Origin of the sequence: Halobacillus shinanisalinarum (assembly GCF_022919835.1) — a bacterium.
Classification (GTDB): domain Bacteria; phylum Bacillota; class Bacilli; order Bacillales; family Halobacillaceae; genus Halobacillus_A; species Halobacillus_A shinanisalinarum.
In genome coordinates, this window is record NZ_CP095074.1 from 1160081 (window position 1) to 1186533 (window position 26453).

The window sequence follows — 26453 nt, forward strand, 5'->3', positions numbered from 1 at the left end:
AAGCTTGGTCCGTTAGAATATAGTCAGGGCAGTAAATCAAGACTACCACCCCACTCATTAATCCAATTATTACTCTTTCAACCTCTTATATTCCTCGGCCATTTTTTCAGAAACTCCTGCTGGCGTCATCTTACCTGAAAGTAATTGTTGTCCAGTAGATCCCATAACATTCCACATTCCACTTGGTAAGTACACCCGATCAAAATAGGGCTGAACTTTCACACCTTCATACTTCTTGTAGTATTCGGAATAATAGTTTTCAGCATCAATATCCTTCAAGCCTGCCGGAAGAGACGTTCCTTCTGCAATTTTCTTTGCAACTTCTGGTTGTGCTAGAAACTCAATGAACTTTTGCGCTTCTTCCATGTGCTCCGTCTCTTTCCAAATTGCTACAGTATGTCGTTCCCCACCGATCCAGCTCGGTTCGTCTCCTTCGTGAATAGTTGGCATTGGAATCACTCCGACCTGCACTTCAGGATTCAGTTTTTCTACTGATGGCCCAAGCGAGCCGCTCGCCAAAGTAAATCCAATTTTCCCCTGTGCCATCAATTGAGTTTGTTGCTGAATTTGTGCCGTTAACGCATCTTTATTAAGCAGCCCTTTTTCCTGCATTTCCTTTAGCTTTTCAGGCAGGAATGTATAGTGAGACCAATCAAATGTTCCATTCAATAGTTCTTCTTCATATTTATGTTCTTTATCTGTCACTAACAGGGGTGTCGCAAATTGATCGAAATACTGTCCAAAAGCTGATTTATCCGAACCATTAAACCAAAACGGGGTGACTTCCCCATTACTTTTTTCTTTGATTTTTTCCAAGGCTTTCATAAAGCCCTCGAAGGTTGTAGGAGGTTCAATTCCATACTCATCTAACAAGCCGGCATTGTAGGAGATTCCGTCCTTCGCCTGGTTTAGAGGATAAGCGTAAACTTTGCCTTCATCATCTTTTAAAATTGTATCAAGAGCAGGATCCAGATTCTTCACCCAATCCATCTCACTCAAATCTGCAACATATTCTCCATATCGCTGTTTAGCCCAACCATGGGTATCAAACAGATCCGGTAAGTCATTAGCTGCCATCTTTACTCGCAACATGTCTTCATACCCATCCCCTGGGTAATTGTCTTCTATATCAATTTCCGGATACTTTTCTTCAAAAGCTGCAACTGCTTCCGACATCACTTTTTTATCTTCTTCGGAAGTAGCTGTTGAATAAAATGTCAAAGTGGTACCACCGCCATCACCTGAAGTCTTACTACTGGAACATCCAGACGTAATCATACAGACAACTATAACAAGTAATAGGAATAACCATCTTCTCCTCATCAAAATCCTCCTTAAACTTGTTCATGTATAATCTCAAGTAATTGTAGTCGTAAATCAATTCAGTTATAATTTGACTGTTGAAAGAGTTTATTTTCGCAGAATAAACCTTCATCTACTTCCATGTGCACCTGCTTTCTCTCAAACTATGATGCAGGTGTACATCCTTATCCTTTTTACAAAAACTACCCTTATACACTTCATCTTCGTCCTTTTCTATTCGACATCACCTCCTCTATTTCCCGGGAAATTTCAATTAAGATATCACCCCTTTCTTTTGTTCGACGGCATTCGGTATATGACGGGCGCCGCAACTATCCCTTACAACTAATTTTGTCGGAACAGTAACTTTTAATGGAATCTCCCTGCCATTAAGCCGATCAACCATCAATTTAACACCTAATCTTCCCATTTCTTCTGTTTGTACTTTTACTGTCGTTAAGGGGGTACTGGCAAATTGAGCTAATTCAATATCATTGAAACTTACAATGGCTATATCTTCTGGAACTTTATATTGATTTTCTTGTAAAGCCCGCATTGCTCCGATTGCCATTGCGTCACTAGCTATAAATAGCGCCTCTGGTAAATCGCCTTGGTGAATGGCCGACTTCATCAGTTCATAGCCGTCAGCCATGGTAAACTCCCCAATATAAAATGATTCAGGGTTGAATAATCCCTTCTCCATCATGGTTTTTTGAAAGGTAGACTTTCTTTCATCTTCATAATCTACTTTGCTATCATTTAAATGCTCTCTTTCCTTCCCTCCAATAAACCCCACCTTTTTATAACCAAGATCGAGCAAATGATCTATTGCACGATTCGTTGCCTTTTCAAAATCAATAACGACAGAATCATACTTGTCCTCGTCCACTGTATGGTTGATGTAGACGATGTTTTTTAATTGGTTACTGATTTGATCAAGAATATCCGAATTGATTCTCCCTACTACAATCAAGCTATTAATATCACTGCTAATCCCACCAGAATTCAAATTGGTAAGTCGAAATAACTCTGTTGTAGTAAGACCTCTCTCCAGACATTCATGCTCGACCCCTTGTCTTATTGATAAGAAATAAGCATCATTTAATTCTTCTTCCACGGAATGGCAGAGTAGAATTCCAATTTTGGATGCAGAAACATCTTCAGGGGCTTGCCTCTCTTTCCTGCGTTCCTGTAACGTTTTATACCCCATTTCTTTGGCTACATCTAATATTTTTTGACGAGTCTCTGTCCCCACTGAGAAAGTTTTATCATTGTTGAGAACTCTAGAGACTGTCGTGTTTGAAAAATTAGCCCGTTCTGCTATCTCTTTTATTGTTGTCATAAGGATCCCCTTCTTCATTATTAAACTAATAATTTTAGTAAACTTCACTATCTTCATATGAATGTTACCAGATATATTAAACGCTTTCAATATAAAATACTAAATTTTTAGAAAACTACATTATTTTTAAAACCTATGATCCTAAGGTTATTTATTTAAAATATTCAGTTCGCGCAAAGATGTTTTAGTATATAACACAAAAACTTTTTACTATTTTTTAGTAAAAATCACTTAAAGTGTGTCTTCAAAAAGTTGCCGAATGGAAATGTGCCTTTCCTACGTGAGGACCGGAAAAACCGAGCAGCAAAGAAAATTCGCTGTTTATCATGTGGTGACTTTTTGAACATCCTCTTAAACGATTGAAAGGAATAAATTTTTCATAAGCATTGATTGAGCCGGACACCCATTAATCCCACGGAGCATAGTCTACACCGTAGAACGCCGTACAGGTGAGGCGAAATCGAGGAGGCTTTGTCTCGTGGAATTAACACTTTCCCATTGGTTATATGGATTATTCACGTTGCTAATTATCATTACAATGGTATTCCGTAAAGGTGTTGTACTGCCGACTTTACTTGGTACGTTCATTGTTGCTTGGGTTTACAATGGTAGTTTAATTAGCGGATTCATGGGTATTTTTAATGCAAACTTAGTGGCTGCTAAAGAGTTATTCAATATATTCCTAATCATTACATTCATGGTGGCTCTTTTGCATTCACTAAAGGACCTTGGTGCAGATAAACGAATGATTGAGCCAGTTCAAAAGATTATGGTCAATAGTCACGTGTCCTTTTTTGTTTTAGTAGGGGCCACATATGTAATTTCCTTATTCTTTTGGCCGACGCCAGCGGTACCGCTTATTTGTGCGCTGCTTGTACCCGCCGCAATCAGATCGGGTCTTCCAGCAATGATGGCGGCTGTTGCCGTAGCTCTTGCCGGGCAGGGGATGGCTTTATCATCAGACTATGTCGTGCAAGTTGCGCCTGGTTTATCAGCAAAGGCGGCTGGGGTTGATACAACTACAGTTATGGATCAAGCACTAGTTTTATCGCTGATTACGGGTTTTGTAGCAATTGGGCTTGCTTATATATTGAACAGAAAATCGTTCCGTTCTAAGTTTGATCCGGAAAATGAGCTTGAGGTAAAAGCTATGCAAGGCTTAAAAGAAGGGCACAAAACCCAAAGTAAAAATATGAACGCGTGGAGTAAAGTTTTTGCGGTAACTGTCCCTCTTTCCATGCTTGCCGTCATGCTTTATATGGTTTCGACAAAACTTGGCTCTGGAAGGATGGGAGGATTTGAAGGTGGTAATGGGGCTGCATTTATCGGGGGTGTTGCAGTAGTCCTTCTCCTTCTTTCGACGATAGCGTTCGGAAGACATCGCGCACTCGATTACATTAGTGATCACATTACGGACGGATTCGTTTTTGCCTTTAAAGCGATGGGGCCGGTTATTCCGATTGCGGGATTTTTCTTTCTAGGAAGCCCGGATTTTGCAGGTGAAATTCTTTCCGTTTCCGCAGATAATACCCCCGCCCTGCTGTTTGATTTAGTTGAATCCACACAGGATTTTCTGCCACAGAGCGCTTTTTTAGCAGCTTTTAGTGTTTTAATTATCGGAATCATTACAGGACTGGATGGCTCAGGATTCTCAGGCCTGCCGCTGACTGGTGCTCTATCAGCATCCCTGGCAAATGCCCACATCGATCCGTCCACTTTAGCAGCTATTGGACAAATGGGATCGATCTGGACAGGTGGAGGAACGATCATCGCCTGGTCTTCGATGATTGCGATTGCCGGTTTCTGTGGTATATCCGTCATGGATCTTGTGAGGAAAAACTTCATTCCGGTCATATTAGCATTAATTTTATCGACTACAATTGCTTTGTTCATTTTTTAAAACGGGTCGGAAAATTGAGAGTGTCCTAACGCGGAGAGATAACGTCCCAACTCAAAAGGATAGCGGCTCAACGATGAATAATAATGCCCTAAATAAAAATATCATTATTTGGTTAGGGCATCTTAGATAATTACTACCGATTTTTTCTAAAAGGTCGTTCCGGATCATTTAAAATTCAAAAGACGAGTCTGGAACCCAAGCTCGCTTCACACTTATCTTTCTTTCTCACCATCTACAAACCTTCCATGATCTGGGATGGCAATTCGATCAAACTCACGACTCAGTTTCTCTAAATTATCTGTCAGTTCTTTTCCTGCCATCGGGAACCCATGACCTGTGATTGCTACATTGGGTTTCAAGGCTTCAAGTTTTCTTACCGACTCCCAAGCGGCCTCCCAATCAGATGTTAGGTAGCGAGGCGGACCGCTAATTTCTTGTTGTTGGGTCAGCACTTTGAATAAATATTCCTGTTTGACTGTGACGAATGCATCGCCGACGATCAACGTGCGGTCGTTTTCCCGGAATAGGGAGACATGACCTTCTGTATGCCCAGGTGTGTGAATCCATTGCCACCCAGGTAAGTGCGGGATAGTTCCGTCATCCGGCAAAGCTTGAACGTGGTTTCCTAAATCGATCCCCTCATTAGGAAACATACGTGATAACTTTGATACCAAACCGCCTTCAACTGTAGTATCTGGTTCTGGATAATCTTTTCCCCCTGTCAAGTAAGGCATTTCTAATTTATGTGCATAAACGGGAACATCCCAATAATCTGCAAGTTCCTCAGCGGCCCCGACGTGATCGAAGTGTCCATGTGTAAGAATAATAGCCTTTGGATTATACCTTTTACCAAAAAGCTCTCCTGCTACATCAATAATATCGTCGGCAGACTTCGGCATGCCCGCATCGACCAACACCCAATCTTCAGGTCGTTCAGGATTTCCGATTAAACAGGCGTTTACTACTTGAATGGGCAAGCAATGAATATCATTCGCCACCAACTGCTCAATTCCACTGGCAATTGAGGTAACGGGAATCAATCGATCTTCCATTGAATATGCCTCCTTCCTATCCCCTTATTGTGTTCCGAAATTGGTAACTTATTATAACGTTTACTAAACCGGGCGTGAGTGTGTAATCAAGCACTAGTTCCTCCCAGAAACTCCCACCTCAGGTCATCCAAATATTGGATGACCTGAGGTGGGAGTTTCTGGGAGGAATATTTTTTTGTGTAGGGTTAAAAATATAGATTCAGTTACAGTCAGGATGGGTGGGGCTAAAGAATATGAATAAGCAAACAAAAGATAAAAAACTTCAATGGTGGCAGCTTTCACTTATTGGTGTGGGATGCACGATTGGTACTGGCTTTTTCCTGGGATCCTCACTTGCCATCGAAAGTAGTGGACCTGCTGTTGTCTTTGTTTTTATTTTAGCAGCCATCGGTACTTATATCGTGTTTCAAGCTTTAGCGAAAATGACGGCAGAGCATCCTGAAAAGGGATCGTTTCGTTCGTATGCGAAAAAGGCTTATGGACGGTGGGCTGGCTTCAGTAATGGATGGGTCTATTGGTCATCTGAATTATTAATTATGGGCAGTCAACTGACGGCCCTCGCCATCTTCTCGCAATACTGGTTTCCAAACCTTCCTCTATGGCTGTTGTCGACCATATTTGGTGTGCTTGGAATTGGTGTCATCTTTACAGGAGTATCAGGTTTTGAACGGGTTGAAAATATTTTCGCTGTCATTAAAACGGCTGCTATCTTCATGTTTATCGTAATTGCCGCCCTAGCATTATCAGGCGTTATCAATGGAAACCCTTCTGAACAAACGGTAAGCATGAGCTTTGATGGGTTATTTCCTGAAGGACTAACCGGAGTTTGGGCTGCCTTGCTATACGCCTTTTATGCGTTTGGCGGGATTGAAGTCATGGGAATTATGGCAAACGAATTAAAAAATCCTAAAGATGCATCAAAGTCCGGAAGAGTCATGCTCATCCTCCTCGGCATCATTTATGTCGTTTCTTTAGGATTAGCCTTACTTCTCATAACATGGGATAAGTTTAATGCGGACGAAAGTCCTTTCATTACCGCGTTAAGTCAATCTGATTTGGCGTTTGTTCCACACGTATTTAATGGAGCATTGATCATTGCAGGCTTCTCCACGATGGTCGCATCTCTTTATGCAATCACTACCATCTTAGCTACCTTGTCAGAAGATGGAGATGCACCAGCTTTTTTTGCTGCGAAAGGTAAAAGAGGTGTGCCCATTCATTCCCTCTTCCTAACTATTGGTGGCTTATGCTTATCCATCCTTGTAGCCTTGCTGCTACCTGAAAAGATTTTTGAATATTTAACTACTGCAGCAGGCCTAATGCTTTTATATAACTGGCTATTTATCCTCTTCTCTTATAAAAAATTAATGAAACTAACAACAGCTGACCATGTAAAACGGTTCGTGGGAATCTTGCTAATTGCTGCCGCCGTTAGTGGAACGCTTTTTGATTCCACAAGCAGAATCGGTTTTTTTATCAGCCTAGTGTTTCTGCTAGTGATTGGTACAATCACCTTTTTAATGAGAAAAAGATGGCAGCAAGCTTCAGGTTAGGCCTGTCCCTTTTATAAATGAAAAAGTAACTTAACTGCTTGGTAGCCAAAATAACCCGCAAAGCCAAACATACAAAGTCCGGACAAGACAGAAATTCCTTTTAATGTACGTGTGTTTAGAAACCTTCTAAATCCGCTCGATACAAAAGCCATCGTTACATCCCATATCATCAAACCGATGATAATCGCTGCACCATACAAAACTAAATGGAACTGGTCATAGCGAGTGATCGTATTAGCTAATACAGAGCCGTATATGCCAAGCCAAAATAAAATCGAAAGTGGGTTAGAAATCGATAGTAAAAAGCCGGAGACGAACGTTTTCTTCAAGGGATCTTTATTTCGGCTATGATTGATTTCCAACTTTTGCGAACTGTCAATACTCTCAAAGCCTGTGTAGATTAAGACGAAGGCTCCGAACGACCATAGGAACGTTTTCATAAAAGGGATTTCCAAAAAGTGAATGACACCAAAGAAAACGGCCAGGATATAAAGCAGCTCTGCAACAAGAGAACCTAGTCCAATAATCCATGAATGGAAAAAGCCATTTTTAATACCCTGATCTATTTGGGCCGCATTGATCGGACCCAGCGGTGCTGCCAAAGATAATCCAAGGAAAATATAACTCAAGAATACACCCAATACATTCACTCCTCTATTAGTAGGACTGGCTTGTACCAAATGTATTCTTCAGCAGTTCATGTTATTACTCTCACCGCATTTTCAGAATCAAAGAGGTAAGATCTTGTTTCAAGGACACCAAAAAACACATTGCCTGAATCACAATGTGTTCTTCTCGTCTATCGATTATTAGCCTGGTTGGTCTCTTCAATCAATCTTAATAAATCAGTGGCTCGTTGAATTTGCTGGGCATTTTCCTCTGTATTGACCGATGGATCATGTTTCGCTTTAGCTAACTCCTCTTCGGCCAGCTTTACTTGGGTTTGAGCCTCCACAAACCCTGCCCGATCTTCCTGCGCTCTTTCTACTGCTCGCTGTGCATTGGACAATTGATTCTTGACATGATCAAAATTCATTTCTTTCCCTCCTGTCTTACTCATAATTTTGTTTTTTCTGCTTATTTTATACATCCAGGTAAAGAAATTTTTGATCGAAAGACGAGACGACGGCAATCATAAGACAAACTCCTCGTTGCATAAACCATTACAAAGGAGGAGATCGAACTGGTTTACATCCGTGTTCAGTCAGAGCAAATTGTAGAAACATTCTATGATTATGAGTACAGCAATAGAGGAGCAATGAGATTACATCGGTTTTATGATTATTTTGGCTTCATGGAAGGTGATCCAATTATTGAGGAAATAGGTATCGGAGAATACAGGCTTATTACATGTAAGGAAAACCTGGAGCTTTACAAAACACATTATAAAAACGAGTCATTCATCTGCGTACTTAAGACTTTTTCGGATGATACAGAGCGTTATTTGGAGCTCTTTAAATACTTAGTCGACGGCAAAGCAAACTCTTCATTTAATGATAAATACTACATTATGGATAAGCTCCGCCTGAGTCCTCTATCGCTTATAAGCATTTCAAAACAGATCAACATCCCTGTAAGTGAGTTGCTCAAATATAATTATCGAGAGGATAAATATAAACCCTATCTTGATTTGGCTAGAAAGAGAAGGTTCAGGACTTGTATGGAAGATGCAGTTATGTTCATGAAGAAGAACCATTATTTTAAAGGGAAAACTGAATTATATATTCTTCAGCTTATTTTAGGGCATGGTGAATTACCAAAGACTTTTACTCATCAAACGTGGCTCTTAATTAAAAACGTATTGGAAGAGATCAACCAGTCTTTTGATCAGCTTAATTGGGAAAATCAATGCAAAGTCGTCGATGAAATTTGTTTAGGAGGAATGAGTGTTGCTATTGAAACCTTTGAGGCAAGAAGTCAGGAGTTAGTGGAAAAACAGGAGCGTATCAACGACAATTTTCCAATGATCACTATAAAATCACGAAAGCAGACACCTCAACAGAATAATGCCCACTCCCCACGTATTCACACATAGGAAGCGAGACGCTTTCTCAAACACAATTCCTCATTCACGCGGATCTAGCCCGTTTTTTTCTCCCAACGATATATTCAAATGCTCCCGTCCCAATCAGCACACCGCACACAATTAGCACAAGACCCGCAATATGACTGGCCATAATCCTTTCATTAAGGAATAACGCAGCACCTACAATAGCAAAAAAAGTATTGAAGTTAATAAATATCGCAGACTCAGCCGGACCAACCTGTTGAATGGCAAAATTGTAAACCATGTGCCCGAAAGCCGTGCAAATGAGAGCACTAAATAAAAAGATCAGCATCAGTTTTACATCGAACAACTGGGTGATCTGCCCTGGGTTCGTTTCCACCATCATGCTAATGAAGAAAATGAATATCGAACCAAGAACCATCATGTATCCTGTCAACAACCTCGGATCAAGCTCTGGATTCATTTTACTAATCAAAATAAAGCTGAAGGCCTGGACAGCAATAGAAATGAACACCATCACATCACCTATCGATACAGCTGTCATTCCACCCGCCCCTGTCAGCGTCGTAGCAATTACCCCGACAAACCCTAATACAAAGCCGAAACTTTTAAAAATGGTGACCTTTTTGCTTAACAAAATGGTCGATAACACCATAGTAAGCAATGGACCCATACCGACAATCAACCCAGCATTCACACCAGATGTGTATAAAAGCCCAAGGGCCATGAAACTGTGATGAGCGATCACATTAAAGATAGAGATATAAAAGATGATCCAGGCTTCCTTCTTCGTCGGCAGCCGTAAAATTTTCATAAAACCAAGGATAGCCAGCACTGCAATTCCCGCTGTAAAGATCCTCACTGAAGTTAAGAGGATCGGGTCCATATTTGAGACGAGAACTTTGATGGCGGAGACATTGAATCCCCACAACATCATGACTAGCATTAACATAAAGTAGATTCTCTTCAAAGTTATCACCAAGATTCTTTCACGATTAATTTATTTTGTATTCCCTCACTATATCACTTCACATAAAGATTTTGGAAATGGCTTACACTTTCGTAAAACTGTAAATGACGAAAGAAAACTCGATCACTTCTAATGGGAAGAGCTTATACAAAAAGAGCCCTTCCTCCTCAAATTTATTTAACCCTTTAAAAAATGAAGCGGTTGAATTGAACAAAACCAACGCTTATAACCCTATTGGCTAGACACTAATCTATGATCTTCTGTATAAAACGTTAAAAACAGTGGTAATGGCATGCTTCTTATCCAGGCCCCATAGTAATAACTCGCCATTTTTATTATTTTATGTAAAATAATAAAGGTGAAATGCTGTTCAGCATTTCACCAACAACCAAAGGACCAGCCCTTACCTTTTTTAAACGGATCCCACTTTTTCATCAGAATAATTGGTTTTCGTGGTTCTCTTCAAAAATTCGGTTACCCTTACAAAAGAGAATTGGAAGATCGGACTCTGAATAAACGTATAAATCAGCGTAAAGATAAAAACTGGGCCACCTAATAAAAGTCCGATAATAAGCACGAGACTCTCTACAGCAATTCGTGTCCTGCTGATGGAATACCCCAGTTTGTCTGATAGCGACAGCATGAATCCATCACGTGGACCTGCACCAAAACCGGCAGCTGAATACATGCCACCTCCTATACCCATCAATACAATCCCTAATAATAGGACAGCGATATCCATTACAGTAGAAAAAGACCTTGGAAAAACATCGATGAACAAAAAGAGGTCAATCAGCGGACCGATCGAAATAGCGTTAATTATGGTGCCTATCCTAATGTACTTACGATCCACGATCAATGAAACGAGTACCAGCAGTACACCAATAGCCAAGTTCCACATACCTATCGTAAGGCCGAACTTGTCAAATAGTGCAACATTCAGCACATCCCAAGGGTGAATGCCAAGATACTGAACTTGAATGGCTATAGAAATCCCATAGCTAAATAAAATGAGGCCTAATGCAAAGAAAAGGAAGTTGAACCTCATAACACTCCTTCTTTCTAGAAGATTACGTCTTTTTAGCTTATCTCAAAATCAAATAAATGAAAATTGAAAAGTTCGAAAAAAAGAAAAATGGAACTAATGTCATCTTTCGGGGATGATTGGAGGAGGGGATGGAGCAAGAGGTGGGTTAAGTTAAATAGATGGTTAAGAAGGTGATCCAGTCAATGAAACACTACAAACTAAGGATGCAAAGGACGATCCATCCTAGGATAGACCGTCCTTTTTTAAGAATACAGAAAAACTCTCCTTACTTTTCTACCAATGAATCAGCTATTTCTTTAGCAAGTCTTTCAGCAGATAATGGACCGGCAAATGTACCCATATCACCTGGCAATTTATATGTTCGATTTTCTTTTACAAAATCAAGGTTTGTCCAGGCAGGATTATCCGCAAATTGATTGCTGAAGATGTTATCATCCTCTTGAACGAGATAGAATAAGTGGGCATCTTGATAATTTTGCAAAGCCTCAACTGTAGTTGAAATAAATCCGTAGGCCTCTGGCTGATCATTTTCAACCGCGTTTCCCACATCCATTTTTTCTAACACGCCTGCAACTACAGAGTTATCTGTGAAAAGTCTCATGGTTGGTGTGTTTTGCGATGTGAAGGCTTGAGTAACAACCGCTTCGATATTTTTATACCCTGCTTCTTTAATACGTGTTCCTTGCTTTTTAAAAGTCTGCTCCAGATTCTGCTTTACTTCTTCAGCTTGATCTTGTTTATCGAAAATTTTAGCGACGGTATTGAATTCGTCAAGTAAATGCTGATACTGGTTATCGGCACCTTCTTTTGAGTATGGAGCAAATAAGACGGTCGGAGCGATGGACTCTAATTCATCTATAATCCCTTCGTGACGGTATTTTGCCCCGATAATGATATCTGGTTTAAGTCGGGCAATCGCTTCTAAGTTAGGCTCTGCCCGTGTTCCAACATCCGTAGTGGAATCCGCTAGTGGCTCCCCTACATTCACCCATTTATTATAGCCCTCTACGTCTGACACACCGACAGGCTCAATTCCTAACGGCAGCAAATGTTCTACATAGGTCCATTCCAGCACAACGACTCTTTTTGGAACGCCTTCAATCGTCTGTTTCCCGATTCCATCTTCAATGGTCACAGTATTATGTGTTCCCTTTGATCCTTGCTCTCCCGAAGCACTTGCTGCTTGATCCTTACCAGACTCCTCATTACAGGCAGCTAAAACCATTACTGAAAAAATAAACAAAATGAATCCAATCTTTTTCGTCATTCATCTCCCACTCCCGTTTTTTATTTCAATGAATCAATTTCATAATTGCTCTTTTTAAAACGCCAAAGACTGGCAGAATATAAGGCTCTTTTCCGAAAAGGTTTAAAATGGATTCTTATCCAGCCAAATTTTAGTTTCCGTTTTATAAAGAAGTTTGATCACTTTCTATCCATGTTGCTTCACATCGTCCCCTTATCCTGGAGACTCAGCTCCGAGACACTTAGGTCCGTTACGGTATGAAGGCCCGGGGTGGCTGGGAAACGACTCGCTTTCCTGCGGCCCCACAGGACGTGGGGTCGTTCGACGTTGGCACAGGACGTGCCGAACTTAGTCGAACTTCCTCTAAACAGCAAGCCTCCTCAGGCGAAGCCTTCCGGGGTCTCGCCGTTTCCCCAGCCACCCCGCCTGTTTTGTGATGAACGGAGCCATTCGTATTCCGAATAAGTCTCCCATGTTCAGAGGGCTTTATCCATCATGATGTGGCATGATAACCGCGTCACAGAGAGATTTTTAGCTCTCTGATAAGAAGTTCTTCTGTCGTTTTGGTAGGTACTGTGAACCTGGAGTGTTTCCGTTCTTCTCACAAACACAAGGAGGTTCGGGAAATGGAGAGACTCCTGTGGGATAAACATGACAGGTGAGACCCCGGAGGACAGAGTCCGAGGAGGCTCAGCGCATGCCCACGGAAAGCGAGTGATTTCCTGGAACTCCTTCTCCATCCAAGGAAACGGAAACCTATCTCGAGATGGAGTCTTCCAGATCTCTGCCCTTACCTAATAAAAATGATTTCAAATTTCCTACTTGACTAGATTTGGGGAGGTACCTCCTTTTTTAGATTTTGAATCCCCTGGGGCAGAAGGGACTTAAATTATGAAATTCATTCCAATTAGACCTTTTTAAAAAGATTATGTATGTATCTTCCAAGCCGCAATCGATAAAGATTATCATTATCAATTGTGATCATATCCCTATATTGATGTTTTGTCAATTAGTAATCAGAAAAACCCTTCAGTTTGATCATCAAACCCAAGGGTTCCTCCTGTTAGCAAAATCATTATAATGCCTTCACTAATCCGCCATCCACAACTAATGATTGACCTGTCAAATACGTATTTCCTCCAGACGCTAGGAAAACAACCGCCCTAGCAAATTCTCCAGGTTCACCATAACGTCCGATTGGAATCGATTGCTCAGCTTTCTTCCTGATTTCTTCAGGAGACACACCTAATTTTTCAGCATTCTTTTCGTCAAGAGAAGCGACGCGGTCCGTTGCAATTCTTCCTGGTCCGACCGTGTTAATTAGAATGTTATCTGGTGCCAGCTCTTGAGATAAGCTTTTAGAAAGCCCTACTATTCCGGCACGAAAGGTATTGGATAGGATAAGATTATCCAGCGTTTGTTTAATAGAAGAAGAAGCAATATTTATAATTCGACCGCTTTGTTGTTTTTTCATAGAAGGGAGCACTTCTCGAATTGTGCGAATAAAACTTAATAGATTCAGTTCAAATGCATGACTCCAGTCCTCATCCTCAAAGTTATCGAAGGTTCCGGCTGGAGGGCCGCCGGTGTTATTAATCAACACATCGACTGTACCATTCAAGCGGACAGCTTTCTTAGCTAATTGTTTGATCTCTTCAGCGTTCATCATGTCACAAACGGTGTACTCAATATGGGGATTCCCGCTGACTTCCTTGATCTCAGCTTGGGCTTCTTGAAGTTCTTTTTCATTTCTGCTCGAAATTAAAATGCGCGCGCCTTCTTTTGCAAATTCTAACGCAGTTGCCTTACCTAATCCTTTGCTTGCGGCTGTTACTACAACTGATTTACCTTTTAGTTCTAAATCCATTCTCTTTCATTCCTTTCTAGTGATTTAAAAGCATTTTAACCTCTGAATCAACATTTGAATTTTTGTACACTCTCTAGTTTTCATTATAACTATAAGTCATATCATTTTCAGTCAATTAACTTTATCACATTAATGTGGAAAAACAAGAATATGCTTGTATATTGAATGATAATCCACATGCAAACGCTTAAATGGATGATGTTAACGCTTTTATCGCATTTGATATTCCATCTATTTTCCCTAATACTCAGAATAGTCTAATTATTGAAGAGGAGTGATGGATTATCAGCATTACAATCACAGGAGAAAAGAAAGTTTATTCAGTGTCAGGAAATGAAGTGCTTGGGTCTCTTCCATTGATGTCACAGGAAGAAGTAGAGCAAGCGATTCAGAAGGCTAGCCAGGCTCAAAAGGGTTGGGCTGAAACAGAACTTTATAAACGGGCCGATGTTTTGCATAATTGGGCCGATCGTTTAGTAGAAAAACAGACACAAATCGGTGAAATGATTTCTAAAGAGGTCGGAAAAAATAGATCTTCTGCAGTGAAAGAGGTGGTCCGCACGGCAGACCTCATCCGTTATACGGCCGAGGAAGGCTGTCGCATCCATGGTGATACGCTGCGCGGGGATTCTTTCCGTGGAGGAAGTTCCAGCAAGATAGCTATGGTTGAACGTGAACCGCTTGGTGTCGTTTTAGCGATTTCACCATTTAACTATCCCGTTAACTTAGCTGCTTCAAAAATTGCCCCAGCTTTAATGGCCGGAAATGCCGTCGTTTTCAAGCCTGCCTCTCAAGGATCTTTAAGTGGGCAATTAATGGTTGAATCTTTGCTTGAGACAGAACTGCCTGAGGGTACCGTACAATGTGTCACCGGAAAGGGTTCTGAAATTGGTAACTTTCTTGTCACTCACCCACAAATTAATATGATTACATTCACTGGAAGCACCGCTACAGGTCAATCCATTTCCAAGAAAGCAAAAATGATCCCTGTCGTACTTGAATTAGGCGGCAAAGATCCAGCCATTGTACTCAACGATGCCGATCTCGACTTAGCCGCAGAGCAAATCGTCAGTGGTGCCTTCTCCTATTCTGGACAGCGCTGCACCGCCATTAAACGTGTATTGGTCGATGATCTCGTGGCCGATGCACTTACTGATAAAATCAAGAAAAAAGTAGAGGGCCTATCGGTTGGAGCTCCTGAAGATGACGCTACCGTCACACCCTTAATCGATACAAACGCAGCCAATTTCGTTCAAGAGTTAATTGATGATGCCTTGCAAAAAGGTGCAACACTCATTACAGGAAATACACGAAAAGACAATCTGATTTACCCTACATTACTTGATCATGTGCAGCCAAACATGAAGGTCGCATGGGAAGAGCCATTTGGCCCCGTACTCCCTATCATTCGCGTTAAGAATGAAACTGACTTTGTATCACTGGCGAACGAATCAGACTATGGCCTGCAAGCAAGTATCTTTACTGCCGACGTTCAAAAAGCAATGGACATTGGTGCAAAACTCCATGTCGGGTCGGTACAGTTCAACGCAAAAACTGAACGCGGCCCGGATCATTTCCCATTCATCGGCGCAAAGAAATCCGGTCTTGGATCCCAAGGTATCCGCCGAAGCATCGAATCCATGACCCAAGATAAATTGTTCATCCTGAATAAATAACCATAAAATTCCACCTCAGGTCATCCAAATATTGGATGACCTGAGTTTTTTTTATTTTTGTGCTCTATAATTCTAGGTTATTGGTGGAATTCTCTATTGTTTTATGTGAATGCCCTTACGGACGGAAGAAACAGACATATAGTAAATAGAAACTATTATAGAAAGGATGAATACAGTTGGCTCTAACAAATCGCCAGACAAACCTTCTAAGGTTGGCTAACCAGTTGTCACAGGATATCATTTCTGGTAATGGACTAAGTTCAAATAATTCACTTGACTTACCAGGATTAGATGTAGATGTTGATGTCGATGTCGGTTTAGGAGGAGATGATACAGTAACACCTTCTCCTGAACTTCCTACGGACCCTACAACTCCTACGACAATTAGAGAAGTGTTGTTAACCTTAGTTAATGAACAAGTAGCAGTCACTACTCCGTTTGGTACAGTAACTGGAACACTGCTAGTCGTAAGAAGCGACTATATTGTAATTATTGAAAGTTCTGGAGCTCAAGTCCTAGTCCGTATTGAAAAAGTTGAACTAGTCAGTGAATTGTAAAGGAGGGATTTAGATGTTTGAAGAGACTTTTGCTGCCGAACTAGCTACACGTATTGGTTCAAGAGTTGAAGTAGCTACAGATAATAATTTGATCGAAGGGATTCTTTCAACCGTTACAGTAGACTTGGTTCTAGTTATTGAGGTTGATGTTGGTTATGGATCAAATAACAAACAATTTATCTCAGTAGATGCTATCAACTTTGTTCGTTTTCTCGTAGCGGCATAAAACTAAACATGCATTCGAACAGAATTAGTATTTGGGAAATACCCTGGTTCACTAAGCCAGGGTATTTTTGTATAGCTTACTCTCATGTTTTTGGAAAAAGTGAATTTTGGAAATAATCTTCGGTTATCAACATATAAATAGCCAGTGAAGCTAATTACTTCTAAGATACTATGTTAAATACACAAGACAGGTACTCAAAAATTACGACAACGGGCTATTTAAATGATTTACTTTGAATTAATATCCTATAAGTCGACCTCTTCACAAGCGGTTCATGAGATATCAAAGGTAACTTTTCCTATACTAGTTCCCATATAAATAGGGCATCCCCTCATTTCAAGGATACCCTACTCTTTTACTGTCTCATTAGCGCATGTCAGGCTTTCATATTACGAATGGATTCACTAATTTTATTCGTAATCATTAGGGTTTTCATCCCATCTTCGCCTGATACAGAAGGATCTGTTTCAAATTTAATACAATTTATGAAATCCATTAATTCGATTCTTAGTGGTTGTATAGAATCGTCAATCTGAATATTCTCCGTTAACGTTACTGGAGAATTACTTTTATCCTCTAATACAGAACGTGTTAGCTTGATTTCTCTATTTAAGATATCAGCTTCAATAAAAGCGTCCTCAGTAAGAATTTGGATGTTTCTAACTTTTCGCTTTGATTTAAAACTGGCTGTCAATTGTGCTGTTACCCCTTGGGAAAACCTAGCAATGGCAATAGCATGTTTTGGGGTATTCTCAATAATGTTCCCAAGCGCATAAAATTCCGTTATCTTATCTTTAAGGAGCGCCTTTAAAATATAAAGGTCATGAATCATTAGATCCTTCACAACATCAACGTTTTTAATCCTTTCATCATACGGACTCATTCTTTGGAAGACAACTCCAATAATATCTTCATTCTCTAACTCTTTTGTAAGAACTTGGATTAATGGGTTAAAAAGTTCAATGTGCCCCACTTGCACTTTAACATCTGCTTTGAGGGCTTTGTCGAGTAAATCTTCAGCCTGAGCGACTGTACTCGTAATTGGCTTTTCCATCAACATGTGTACGTGGTGTTCGATACAAGTTAAACCAATATCATAATGATATTCAGTCGGTACAGCAATGCTGACAGCGTCCACTGATTTAAGAAGTTCATTCATCGATTGAAACTGTTTTACTTTATACTTCTTAGCAATCTGATGGCACTTCTTCTCGTCATTGTCGAATATACCGACAAGCTGGCAATGGTCATGCATCGATAAGTACGTACGTACATGATTTTCTCCCATATTTCCCGTTCCAATTACACCGACTTTCATAAAAAAATCTCCTCACTCTTTATAAACTACTAAATTATTCTATGCGCCAGCTTTGAAACGAAATAGACTGCCATAACAGACAAAATAAAATTGGCGTTTGTCAGGTTACTCATGTACTGGTTCGTTTAAAAGAGAGGATGTGATAGCTTGATTAATCTATTGTTTATTGCAGAAGATACATCAAGATTGTTGAATAAAAACTTTTATTATTTAGAGCAGGAACTTTCCAAAGTAGTAAATTTAACGATATGGAGAAAACCTGGCCATATTAGCTATATTTTGAAACAACTCCCCACTCGCCCCGACTTTATATTGCTGTTAAATGATATTGATCACCAAATGACACCCATGATTAAAGGGCTTGCTAATACCGATATTCCCACGGGACTATTTGTGAATGATGTTCATCGGTTTACAAGTTTGAGAAGAAACTATATAGCTAAACACAATATTCCCTATTTATTCACTGTTGTTCGTGACAAATTTATAGAAACTTATCCGGAATTTAAAAATAAAATGGAATGGTTCCCTCACTTTGTTAATACAGAATTATGTAGGGACTATGGGTTAGAAAAGGATATCAATTTGTTAATGATGGGGGCTGTTAACGACTTTTATCCATTAAGACAAAAAATAATGAAGACGTATGAAGGGAATCCAGATTTCGTCTATCACAACCACCCCGGTTATCGAGAATTTAGTAAAAAAGAAGAAGGCCAAAAATTGATTGGTCATGTCTATGGCAAGGAACTCAACCGTACTACTATTTTCTTCACCTGTCCTTCAGTTCTAAATTACCCTGTTCTAAAATACTTTGAAGCGCTTGCTTGCAAGACCCTTTTGCTAGCTCCAACCTTTAAAGAATTGGAGGATCTCGGCTTTATTCCAGGGGTTCATTTTGTACCAATAGACGAAGATAACTTTCAAGAAAAAGCAGCAGCCTATTTAAAGAATGATTCGGACCGGTTAAAGGTTGTTGAACAGGGGTACCATTTCATCCGCCAAAGGCATTCAGTTAAACGACGAACTCAGCAGCTGGTTCAAAAAATAGAAAGTATACTTCATTAGTAAGAAGGAGGTTGTCACATGTCTGATATCCACGGAAGTGCTCAACTGGGAGAACGCGTCGTCATTGAAAAAGATGTAAAAATCGGAAAAAATGTTGTGATCGGTCATCATTCTGTTATCTTACAGGGGACCGAAATTGGTGATAACGTGACAGTTGGTTGTCATTGTGTGCTTGGAATCCGCCCGGCTGTTAATCAAAGAATGCGAAAGTCCTCCAAGACAGATCAACAGTTGGTGATCCAATCTGGTACACGAATTGGGCATTTGGTCTCCATCTATTCTGGAACTCAAATCGGGAAAGATGTGTTTATTGGCGATCACGCTAGCATTCGGGAAAATGTTTCGGTAGCTGAGGAATCTGTCATTGGGAGAGCCGCTATCGTGGAATTAAATACAAAGATCGGAAAAGGATGCACGGTGCAGACACAAGCTTATGTAACAGGTGATACGACCCTTGAAGATCATGTATTTATCGGTCCATGTGTATCAATGTCAAATGACAAGTACATGGGTGCTCAAGCCTATTCCCTACAAGGTCCACACATTAAAAAAGGAGCTAAAATCGGAAATAACGCATCGCTTTTACCAGGTGTTACGGTTGGTTACAACACTATAATAGGTGCGGGAGCTGTGGTAACGAAGGATACGGAAGATAACATAGTTGCTGCAGGCGTTCCTGCAAAGAAAATCAACCGATGAGATTATTAAAGTTGGTAATGCATGTATGGAGAAAACCACAAATCTAACATGAAACTTAATGCTCAAGAAGGGGTGGGGGCCTGTGTCAAAAAGAGTTTGCATGGTTGTTGCTTATCATCCATTTTTGGACGCGAGGATTTTCAAAAAAGAAGCAAAAAGCTTACAAAAAAAGGGTTACCATGTCACGATGATTGTTCCGAGAAGGAATGGACGTTTATTTGACATCGATGGTACCCCTTTTACGAATCGTTTCAGAAACAAAGTTTTTACCCACGAAGGAATTAGGATCGTCACATACGAATGGGAGAGTTGTAGAAAACAATTGAGTAAAGTCTCAAGCAATGAAAATGTTTGGGAAACACAAGGATTTACAAATCAATTAACGCAGCTCGCTATTCAGCAAAATGCAGATATTTATCATACCCATGAATACCTATCTCTTTTCGCTGGAGTGGGTATAAAACGGTTAATGAAGAAAAGAAAAGGAAAGGATATAAAGTTAATTTATGATAGCCATGAATTGACACCTGATCCTTTGCACCCCAGATATACTGAGAAACAGAGAGACAATTTGAAACAGAAACTTCTTATTATGCTTGATGAAGTCGACTATGTAATTACTGTTTCAAACTCAATCAAATCATGGTATTTATCTCATAAACCCAAACTACCTGTGGAAGTGATCTATAACTCACCTCCCCTTTCTAAAAATTATCTACCTAAACAGTATAGTTCAAATGGGTTAACTATTGGTTATGAAGGAAACCTTGATGATAAAAAAGGCATGAGAGAAAAAATCATTGGCATTACAGAATTATGCTCTAAGAAGTTAAATTTTAAATTCAAGATTATTGGAGGAAGTCGATTTGATAATCCGTTTGTCATACCAAAACATCTTCAGAGTAATATAACGTTAACCGGATGGGTCGATTACCTTAACATTCCAAAATATATGAAAGATGTCGATATTGGGTGGATTGATTTGGAAAATGTAGAAACGTCTCTCAATAACAACTACGCCATGCCAAATAAATTTTTTAGTTATTTGAACAATGGCATACCGGTATTAGTGAACAAATGCCATTCAATGGAGGCCTTTATAGACGCACACCAATGTGGGTTTGTTGTCCAAAAAACGAACGTTACATCTCAAGATTATGCAGATGCTTTATTATATCTTAGTGAAAATAAAAGCAAATTGAAAACAATGAGCATGAATGGTCGTAAGGTAATGGAAAACTCATATTCGTGGGAGAAGATGGAGGAACGGTTATTTAATGTTTATCAACAGCTACTAACGAAGTAAATGACTAAAAGTAAGTAACCAGTGGGATTACCTTTTACAACCACGATATAAAAAGAAAGGAAAGATAAAATTGAGAGTACTGCATATTTCTTATGGATCTCCTATGGTCGAATTGTGTAAGGCATTACAGTCAAAAGGAGTTCAAGCCACCTCTTGCCACTTTGATGAACATCCTTTTAAATTTCAACCCGATATATGTTTAAAGCTTAATCAGCTTCCAAAACAAGAAAGAGAGAACAAAATCGAACAATTTTTACAAGAATCTGTACAAAAGTATGACATCTTTCATTTTCATTTTGGCGAAACATTTTTCTCTGATAAAAGCGACATGGAAATTCTAAAGCGCGCTGGAAAGAAGATGGTTGTACACCATCACGGTTCAGATATTCGACTTCTTTCGGCTGCCAGAATAAATAACCCCTATGTTAAGGTAAAGCCCGAATGGACAGAAGAAAAAATATATAATAACGTAGCCGCTTTATCAAAATATATTGATCATGCAATTGTCCAGGATCCTGAATTAGAGGGATACATTTCAAATTTGTATAAGCATACACATGTTATCCCTCATACAATTGACGTACATCAATTCAAACCACAATACCCTGAGGTCAAACAAACTTCTCCTCTCGTCATTCACGCCCCGACCTCACGACATATAAAAGGAACAGAATTCATAGTAAAGGCAGTTCAGGAGCTGCAGCGATCGGGATTATCATTTCGATTTAAACTAGTTGAAGGCCTATCCAACGATGAAGCTAAAAATCTTTTTGCCCAAGCGGATATTGTCATAGATCAGTTAAGAATTGGTTCATATGGCTATGTTAGTTCTGAGGCGATGGCGTTAGGGAAACCAGTTATATGCTATATAAGAGAAGACCTTGTAGATAAATATCCTGGTGGTTTGCCCATTATCAATGCAAATCCAGACACCATTACTACGGTTTTAGAGAATTTAATTAAAAACCCAAGACAAAGAAGAAATACAGGTTTTAATGGGAGAACTTACGTCACACAGAACCATATGGCTGAAAAAGTCGTTAATCAGTATATTGACATCTACAATAAATTATAGGGGCATGCAGGTTCCCTTTGCATAATACAAGAAATTTAGATTTATCAGAGGTTGAAAGGAACGCTTTTCCCTGACTCAAACTGTGGCTACTTCTTTTCAAAATCCTTCATCAGAATTTCGATTATCCTTTGTGAAGTTTTTCCATCACCAAAAAGCGAAGGGTGTTCTTTAGGGATTTGAATTGTTGTTACAGCATCTAAAATTTGCTGTGTAGATGAACCAACTAAACGATTCCAACCATGCCGCACAGTTTCCTCCCACTCCGTTTCTTCCCTAAGGGTGATACAAGGCACTTGAAGCATGTAAGATTCCTTTTGCAAACCACCCGAGTCCGTTAAGATTCCTCTTGCCTTCGAAGCAATGGCTAACATATCAAGATAATTTAGAGGTTCGATTAGTTTAATAGAAGGGGACGAGATTATATCCGTCAATTTGAATTGGTTTATTTTACCTTTGGTTCTCGGATGTAAGGGGAGGACAACCTCTATTTGTAGTTGTTGTATAGCTTCAAGTATGGATTTTAAGCGAGCGGGATCATCTGTATTTTCGGCTCGGTGAAGGGTTGCCAAATAATATTTGTTTTCCGTAAGCGACAAGTCCTTCAGGATAGAGGATTGTCGCAGTGCATAAGGTTTAAAGTGAGAAACAGATTCATACATGATATCCCCTATTTGATATACTCTGTTATTAATCCCCTCATGTCTTAAATTTTCAACTGCACTATTTGAGGGACAAAACAAATAATCAGATAGATGATCTGTAATCATTCGATTAATCTCCTCAGGCATTTTTTTGTTAAAACTACGTAGCCCTGCCTCTACATGGGCTACTGGGATATGAAGCTTTGATGCGGCCAAGCTCCCAGCAAGAGTAGAATTTGTATCCCCATATACTAATACAATATCTGGTTTAACGGAGGTCATAACCTTCTCTAGATCCATTAACATTTTGGCTGTTTGTTCCCCGTGAGATCCAGAACCGACACCTAAATAATAATCTGGTTTCGGGAGATTCAATTGCTTAAAAAAAACGGCCGACATATTATCATCGTAGTGTTGGCCAGTGTGTACGATAATTTCTTCAATTTTTGAATTAGATTTTAAGGTTTTAGACAACATACATGCCTTTATAAATTGTGGCCTTGCTCCTACTACTGTTAATATTTTCATTCCATTCTCCTTTCCTAAAACTTTTTCAATCCATTATTCGTCACTCTTTATTTGTGATCCATCTATTGATATAACAAACATACAAACTCCTTTAAAAAATATGAGAGCTTGAAGGCTAATCTACTTTTGAGAGAAAATGGAGATAAATTTCTATAAGTGCGTGTTCATTACACTATTCAAGAACAGTGTTCCATTCTCTCTTTCTAGTAGGTCGATTTGAAAAGTAAGTTATTGTGGATGACTGGTGCCTCAGCCATCCTTTGTAACATTGGCTTTCACCCAATATACAGTGTCCCCAATTCCATCTTTAAAAGGAGTTTTATGATACTGACCAATCATGTTTTTTAAATTTTCCAATGACCCCCTATGGCTATTAACGTCTGCTGTTCGATTAGGCTTTCTCAGAACCTTCCCCTTATATTTCATAACGTCTATTATCGTTTCAATTACATTCTCGATCGATAATTGTTGGTCTGTAGTAATATTTACACATTCACCAGGCGAAATAATAGGAAAGACTTTTGATACGATGTCAACGGTGTCCTCAACATAAATAAAATCCCTAGTTTGTTGACCCCCCCATGAATCTCGGGTGCATCCTTCTCTAAAATCTTTTTAATGGTAAGAGGAATTACGCCAGCTAGGGCGCCTTCAAAGTTCTGCCTGGGTCCATAGTTATTAAAAGGCCGAACAAGAAAGGCATCCAAATCAAACATTCTAACATAAGACTGTAACATTAAATCAGCCGCTGCTTTTCCTGCAGCATAGGTTGTCGTTGGAACCAATGGATGTTTTTCATCCATTGGTTCGTATTGAGCCGAACCATACGCTTCTGAAGAGGAAAAATGACACAATGTTTGAAATGCATTTTTCCTTTGAAGCTCCAACAAGTTTTTTAAGACTAAAACATTTGTCAAAAACGCATTGGACGGATTTATAAACGAATAATTTAACGCTTTGGTGGCGCAGTTAAAAACGATGTCGATATCGTATTTTTCCATAATATAGTTAAGGGCTTCTTGATTCTCAGCATCATCAACATGAAGGATTGCGCCTTTCTTTAGAGCATGTTCTATATTTTCCTTTTTCCCCACAAATAGATTATCAACAATTATAATTTGAGCTGCACCTTCTTTTAGTAGTTTGTCTACTAAATGACTTCCGATAAAACCGGCTCCTCCAATAATTAAAATGGTGCTATTAACAAGTGACGGTCGTTTCAATATGTGCCACTTCCCTTCCGTTTCGTAGTTAAAAATTCAATCGGGATTGTCCCCCATCGACAGTAATGGTAGATCCCACTATCCAAGAGGCCTTATCGGATGCCAGAAAGACTGCGACATTTCCAATCTCTTCAGGTTTTCCAAGTCGTCCAGCTGGGATTTTATCACGCGCATAGTTTTTCAAAAAATCGGGATCAAGTTGTAAACGGCGTTGCCATTCTTTATTTGGATGATAGATGGCCCCTGGAGCAATGCCAATTACACGAATATTATTCTTAATTGCCTCAGAACTAAAGGATTTTGTAAAACTAATTAAGGCACCCTTTGAAGCGTTATAAGAAGGAATACCACCGGATTCTTTCCCATAGATCGAGGAAATATTTATAATGACTCCCTTTCCTTTGGGTATCATCTGTTTACTGGCCAGCTGACTTAAATGGACAGCAGAGATGAAATTCAGTTCCATTGCTTCTTTAAATACGCTGGAGGAAGTTTTTAAAACCTTCTCCCCATGACTTGCACCGACATTATTAACAAGAACATCAATGCTGTTAAAATCATCAATGAATTCACTCATTAATCGTTCCCTATCTTCATGTTTCGCAAGGTCTTTTTGATACGTTTGTACTCCTAGATTCTCCTGTACTTGTAAAAGCTCTGCATGACTTCTAGCTGTAATCCCAACAGAGGCACCCTCATTCAAAAAGGCTTCAGCTATTGCCTTTCCAATTCCTCTTGAACCACCGGTCACTAACACCCTTTTTCCTTTAAGATTTAACTCCATCCTTGTTCCCCCAACATTTAAAGACGTATGCCTAAATAAAAGAAAGACTAGAAATCATATTCAGTCTTATTTATATGAATAATGTAGTTAGGGTGTTAATACGTTATTAGGAGGGTCGATTAGGACTATAAAATAACCACAACTTGAACAAAAAAGCCGGTGCTTGTGGAGTCAACCATATGGAAAGAAACTTTAGTCTCTAACCGAACCCAATACCTTCTTATCTGGAGGAAAATGATGAGCAAAAATGTTTGCTTTTTAGTAACTGAACACCCATTTTTAGATGCACGTATCTTTAAAAAAGAAGCCAAAAGCCTCGTGAAACAAGGTTATAAAGTGACGATGATCGTTCCTAGAAGAGATGGGAATCTTTTTGATGTGGATGGCAGTACTTTTAGTGAAACCTTCCGATCGAAAGCTTTCACTTATGAGGGAATCGAAGTGATCACGTATGAACAGATGTATCCTGAGAAGGACGTCAAAAATCTTCATTACAATCTTCGTACTGGAAACTATACTCGTTTTAACGATCGATTAACACAGCTAGGTATTGCACAGGAAGCTGATTTCTACCACGCACACGAGTTTTTCTCGCTCTATTCGGGAGTCGGAATCAAACGTGCTTTAACTGCAAAGGGAAAAAGAAGCAAACTAATTTATGATAGCCATGAATTGGAGCCAGACCCCCTGGTTTATCAACCCCAAAACACCAAAAAAATCAAAAGGCAAATGCTTGGATACATGTTAGAAGAACTAGATTACGTGATAACTGTATCAGAATCTATTAAATCGTATTACCTCTCGTTAGACCCACAACTCCCTATAGAAGTGATCCATAATTCCCCTCCACTAGCTGTCGGCTATGCACCAGGAGAAGGTAATACATCAGAATTTGTCATTGGTTATGAGGGTGTAATGGATAAGAAAAGGGGGAATTTCAATAAGCTGATGGCTGTATTGGAAATGTGTAATAAACGATTTGACCTGAAAGCCAAAATTATCGGAGGAGGAAAGGGTTCGACCGAAGAGCATAACCTTAGTGTTCCCCCCACTTAAAAGATAAA

General features: G+C 39.6%; 24 protein-coding genes. 11 read left to right on the forward strand and 13 right to left on the reverse strand.

What is annotated here, in order from left to right:
* Nucleotides 1–69 precede the first annotated feature (69 nt).
* Both MUO14_RS06010 and MUO14_RS06015 read right to left on the reverse strand, forming a co-directional pair.
* On the reverse strand, nt 70–1323 hold the full coding sequence (locus MUO14_RS06010) for an ABC transporter substrate-binding protein (RefSeq protein ID WP_244754247.1): 1254 nt from the start codon (nt 1321–1323) through the stop codon (nt 70–72).
* Between the two features lie 253 nt (nt 1324–1576).
* Nucleotides 1577–2644 (reverse strand): LacI family DNA-binding transcriptional regulator, encoded by a 1068-nt coding sequence (locus MUO14_RS06015; protein ID WP_244754249.1) that lies wholly within the window; start codon nt 2642–2644, stop codon nt 1577–1579.
* Nucleotides 2645–3122: 478 nt separating this feature from the next.
* On the opposite strand from MUO14_RS06015, the gene MUO14_RS06020 reads away from it, so the two are divergent.
* A complete protein-coding gene (locus tag MUO14_RS06020; protein WP_244754251.1) occupies nt 3123–4544 on the forward strand; it encodes a hypothetical protein in 1422 nt (473 codons plus the stop codon).
* A gap of 212 nt (nt 4545–4756) precedes the next feature.
* On the opposite strand, the gene MUO14_RS06025 is transcribed toward MUO14_RS06020, so the two are convergent.
* Nucleotides 4757–5596 (reverse strand): MBL fold metallo-hydrolase, encoded by an 840-nt coding sequence (locus tag MUO14_RS06025; RefSeq protein ID WP_244754254.1) that lies wholly within the window; start codon nt 5594–5596, stop codon nt 4757–4759.
* A 233-nt stretch (nt 5597–5829) separates the two neighbouring features.
* On the opposite strand from MUO14_RS06025, the gene MUO14_RS06030 reads away from it, so the two are divergent.
* A complete protein-coding gene (locus tag MUO14_RS06030; RefSeq protein ID WP_244754255.1) occupies nt 5830–7149 on the forward strand; it encodes an amino acid permease in 1320 nt (439 codons plus the stop codon).
* Nucleotides 7150–7160: 11 nt separating this feature from the next.
* On the opposite strand, the gene MUO14_RS06035 is transcribed toward MUO14_RS06030, so the two are convergent.
* Both MUO14_RS06035 and MUO14_RS06040 read right to left on the reverse strand, forming a co-directional pair.
* Nucleotides 7161–7790 carry a LysE family transporter gene (locus MUO14_RS06035; RefSeq protein ID WP_244754256.1) on the reverse strand — a complete coding sequence of 210 codons (630 nt, stop codon included), beginning with the start codon at nt 7788–7790 and terminating at the stop codon, nt 7161–7163.
* A 158-nt stretch (nt 7791–7948) separates the two neighbouring features.
* Entirely contained in the window at nt 7949–8185 is a 237-nt protein-coding gene (locus MUO14_RS06040) for a hypothetical protein (protein WP_244754257.1), read from the reverse strand.
* 222 nt (nt 8186–8407) lie between these two features.
* Between MUO14_RS06040 and MUO14_RS06045 the strand changes: the two genes are divergently transcribed.
* Nucleotides 8408–9184, forward strand: a complete 777-nt coding sequence (locus tag MUO14_RS06045; RefSeq protein WP_244754258.1) for a hypothetical protein — start codon at nt 8408–8410, stop codon at nt 9182–9184.
* Nucleotides 9185–9218: 34 nt separating this feature from the next.
* On the opposite strand, the gene MUO14_RS06050 is transcribed toward MUO14_RS06045, so the two are convergent.
* The 4 genes from MUO14_RS06050 to MUO14_RS06065 form a co-directional block, all read right to left on the reverse strand.
* Complete coding sequence (locus tag MUO14_RS06050) at nt 9219–10109, reverse strand: DMT family transporter (protein ID WP_244754259.1); 891 nt, start codon at nt 10107–10109, stop codon at nt 9219–9221.
* Between the two features lie 430 nt (nt 10110–10539).
* Entirely contained in the window at nt 10540–11175 is a 636-nt protein-coding gene (locus MUO14_RS06055; RefSeq protein ID WP_244754260.1) for a YczE/YyaS/YitT family protein, read from the reverse strand.
* Between the two features lie 265 nt (nt 11176–11440).
* Nucleotides 11441–12442, reverse strand: a complete 1002-nt coding sequence (locus MUO14_RS06060) for an ABC transporter substrate-binding protein (RefSeq protein WP_244754262.1) — start codon at nt 12440–12442, stop codon at nt 11441–11443.
* 1054 nt (nt 12443–13496) lie between these two features.
* Complete coding sequence (locus tag MUO14_RS06065) at nt 13497–14288, reverse strand: SDR family oxidoreductase (RefSeq protein ID WP_244754263.1); 792 nt, start codon at nt 14286–14288, stop codon at nt 13497–13499.
* Nucleotides 14289–14569: 281 nt separating this feature from the next.
* On the opposite strand from MUO14_RS06065, the gene MUO14_RS06070 reads away from it, so the two are divergent.
* The 3 genes from MUO14_RS06070 (at nt 14570) to MUO14_RS06080 (ending at nt 16747) form a co-directional block, all read left to right on the forward strand.
* Nucleotides 14570–15964 carry an NADP-dependent glyceraldehyde-3-phosphate dehydrogenase gene (locus MUO14_RS06070; RefSeq protein ID WP_396265834.1) on the forward strand — a complete coding sequence of 465 codons (1395 nt, stop codon included), beginning with the start codon at nt 14570–14572 and terminating at the stop codon, nt 15962–15964.
* Nucleotides 15965–16140: 176 nt separating this feature from the next.
* Nucleotides 16141–16521 (forward strand): DUF2642 domain-containing protein, encoded by a 381-nt coding sequence (locus tag MUO14_RS06075; protein ID WP_244754265.1) that lies wholly within the window; start codon nt 16141–16143, stop codon nt 16519–16521.
* A gap of 13 nt (nt 16522–16534) precedes the next feature.
* Nucleotides 16535–16747 carry a hypothetical protein gene (locus tag MUO14_RS06080; protein WP_244754267.1) on the forward strand — a complete coding sequence of 71 codons (213 nt, stop codon included), beginning with the start codon at nt 16535–16537 and terminating at the stop codon, nt 16745–16747.
* 376 nt (nt 16748–17123) lie between these two features.
* On the opposite strand, the gene MUO14_RS06085 is transcribed toward MUO14_RS06080, so the two are convergent.
* The gene (locus MUO14_RS06085) at nt 17124–18065 is read right to left on the reverse strand and encodes a Gfo/Idh/MocA family protein (RefSeq protein WP_244754269.1); all 942 of its coding nucleotides are present in this window, start codon (nt 18063–18065) and stop codon (nt 17124–17126) included.
* Nucleotides 18066–18212: 147 nt separating this feature from the next.
* On the opposite strand from MUO14_RS06085, the gene MUO14_RS06090 reads away from it, so the two are divergent.
* The 4 genes from MUO14_RS06090 (at nt 18213) to MUO14_RS06105 (ending at nt 22213) form a co-directional block, all read left to right on the forward strand.
* Entirely contained in the window at nt 18213–19133 is a 921-nt protein-coding gene (locus tag MUO14_RS06090; protein ID WP_244754271.1) for a glycosyltransferase, read from the forward strand.
* 18 nt (nt 19134–19151) lie between these two features.
* Nucleotides 19152–19832 (forward strand): N-acetyltransferase, encoded by a 681-nt coding sequence (locus MUO14_RS06095; protein WP_244754272.1) that lies wholly within the window; start codon nt 19152–19154, stop codon nt 19830–19832.
* Nucleotides 19833–19914: 82 nt separating this feature from the next.
* Nucleotides 19915–21138, forward strand: a complete 1224-nt coding sequence (locus MUO14_RS06100) for a glycosyltransferase (RefSeq protein ID WP_244754279.1) — start codon at nt 19915–19917, stop codon at nt 21136–21138.
* A 70-nt stretch (nt 21139–21208) separates the two neighbouring features.
* Nucleotides 21209–22213 (forward strand): glycosyltransferase family 4 protein, encoded by a 1005-nt coding sequence (locus MUO14_RS06105; RefSeq protein WP_244754281.1) that lies wholly within the window; start codon nt 21209–21211, stop codon nt 22211–22213.
* Nucleotides 22214–22299: 86 nt separating this feature from the next.
* Here the strand turns inward: MUO14_RS06105 and wecB are convergent, their stop codons facing one another.
* The 3 genes from wecB to MUO14_RS06120 all read right to left on the reverse strand — a co-directional run bounded on the left by wecB (nt 22300) and on the right by MUO14_RS06120 (nt 25389).
* Nucleotides 22300–23382 carry a non-hydrolyzing UDP-N-acetylglucosamine 2-epimerase gene (gene wecB / locus MUO14_RS06110; protein WP_244754283.1) on the reverse strand — a complete coding sequence of 361 codons (1083 nt, stop codon included), beginning with the start codon at nt 23380–23382 and terminating at the stop codon, nt 22300–22302.
* 485 nt (nt 23383–23867) lie between these two features.
* Nucleotides 23868–24605: an NAD-dependent epimerase/dehydratase family protein gene (locus MUO14_RS06115; RefSeq protein ID WP_244754289.1), complete on the reverse strand. Its 738-nt coding sequence runs from the start codon at nt 24603–24605 to the stop codon at nt 23868–23870.
* A gap of 28 nt (nt 24606–24633) precedes the next feature.
* Nucleotides 24634–25389, reverse strand: coding sequence for an SDR family NAD(P)-dependent oxidoreductase (locus MUO14_RS06120; RefSeq protein ID WP_244754290.1), 756 nt, complete (start codon nt 25387–25389; stop codon nt 24634–24636).
* 237 nt (nt 25390–25626) lie between these two features.
* Here MUO14_RS06120 and MUO14_RS06125 point away from each other — a divergent pair, with 237 nt between their 5' ends.
* Entirely contained in the window at nt 25627–26445 is an 819-nt protein-coding gene (locus tag MUO14_RS06125) for a glycosyltransferase (RefSeq protein WP_244754291.1), read from the forward strand.
* The last annotated feature ends 8 nt before the right edge of the window (nt 26446–26453 follow it).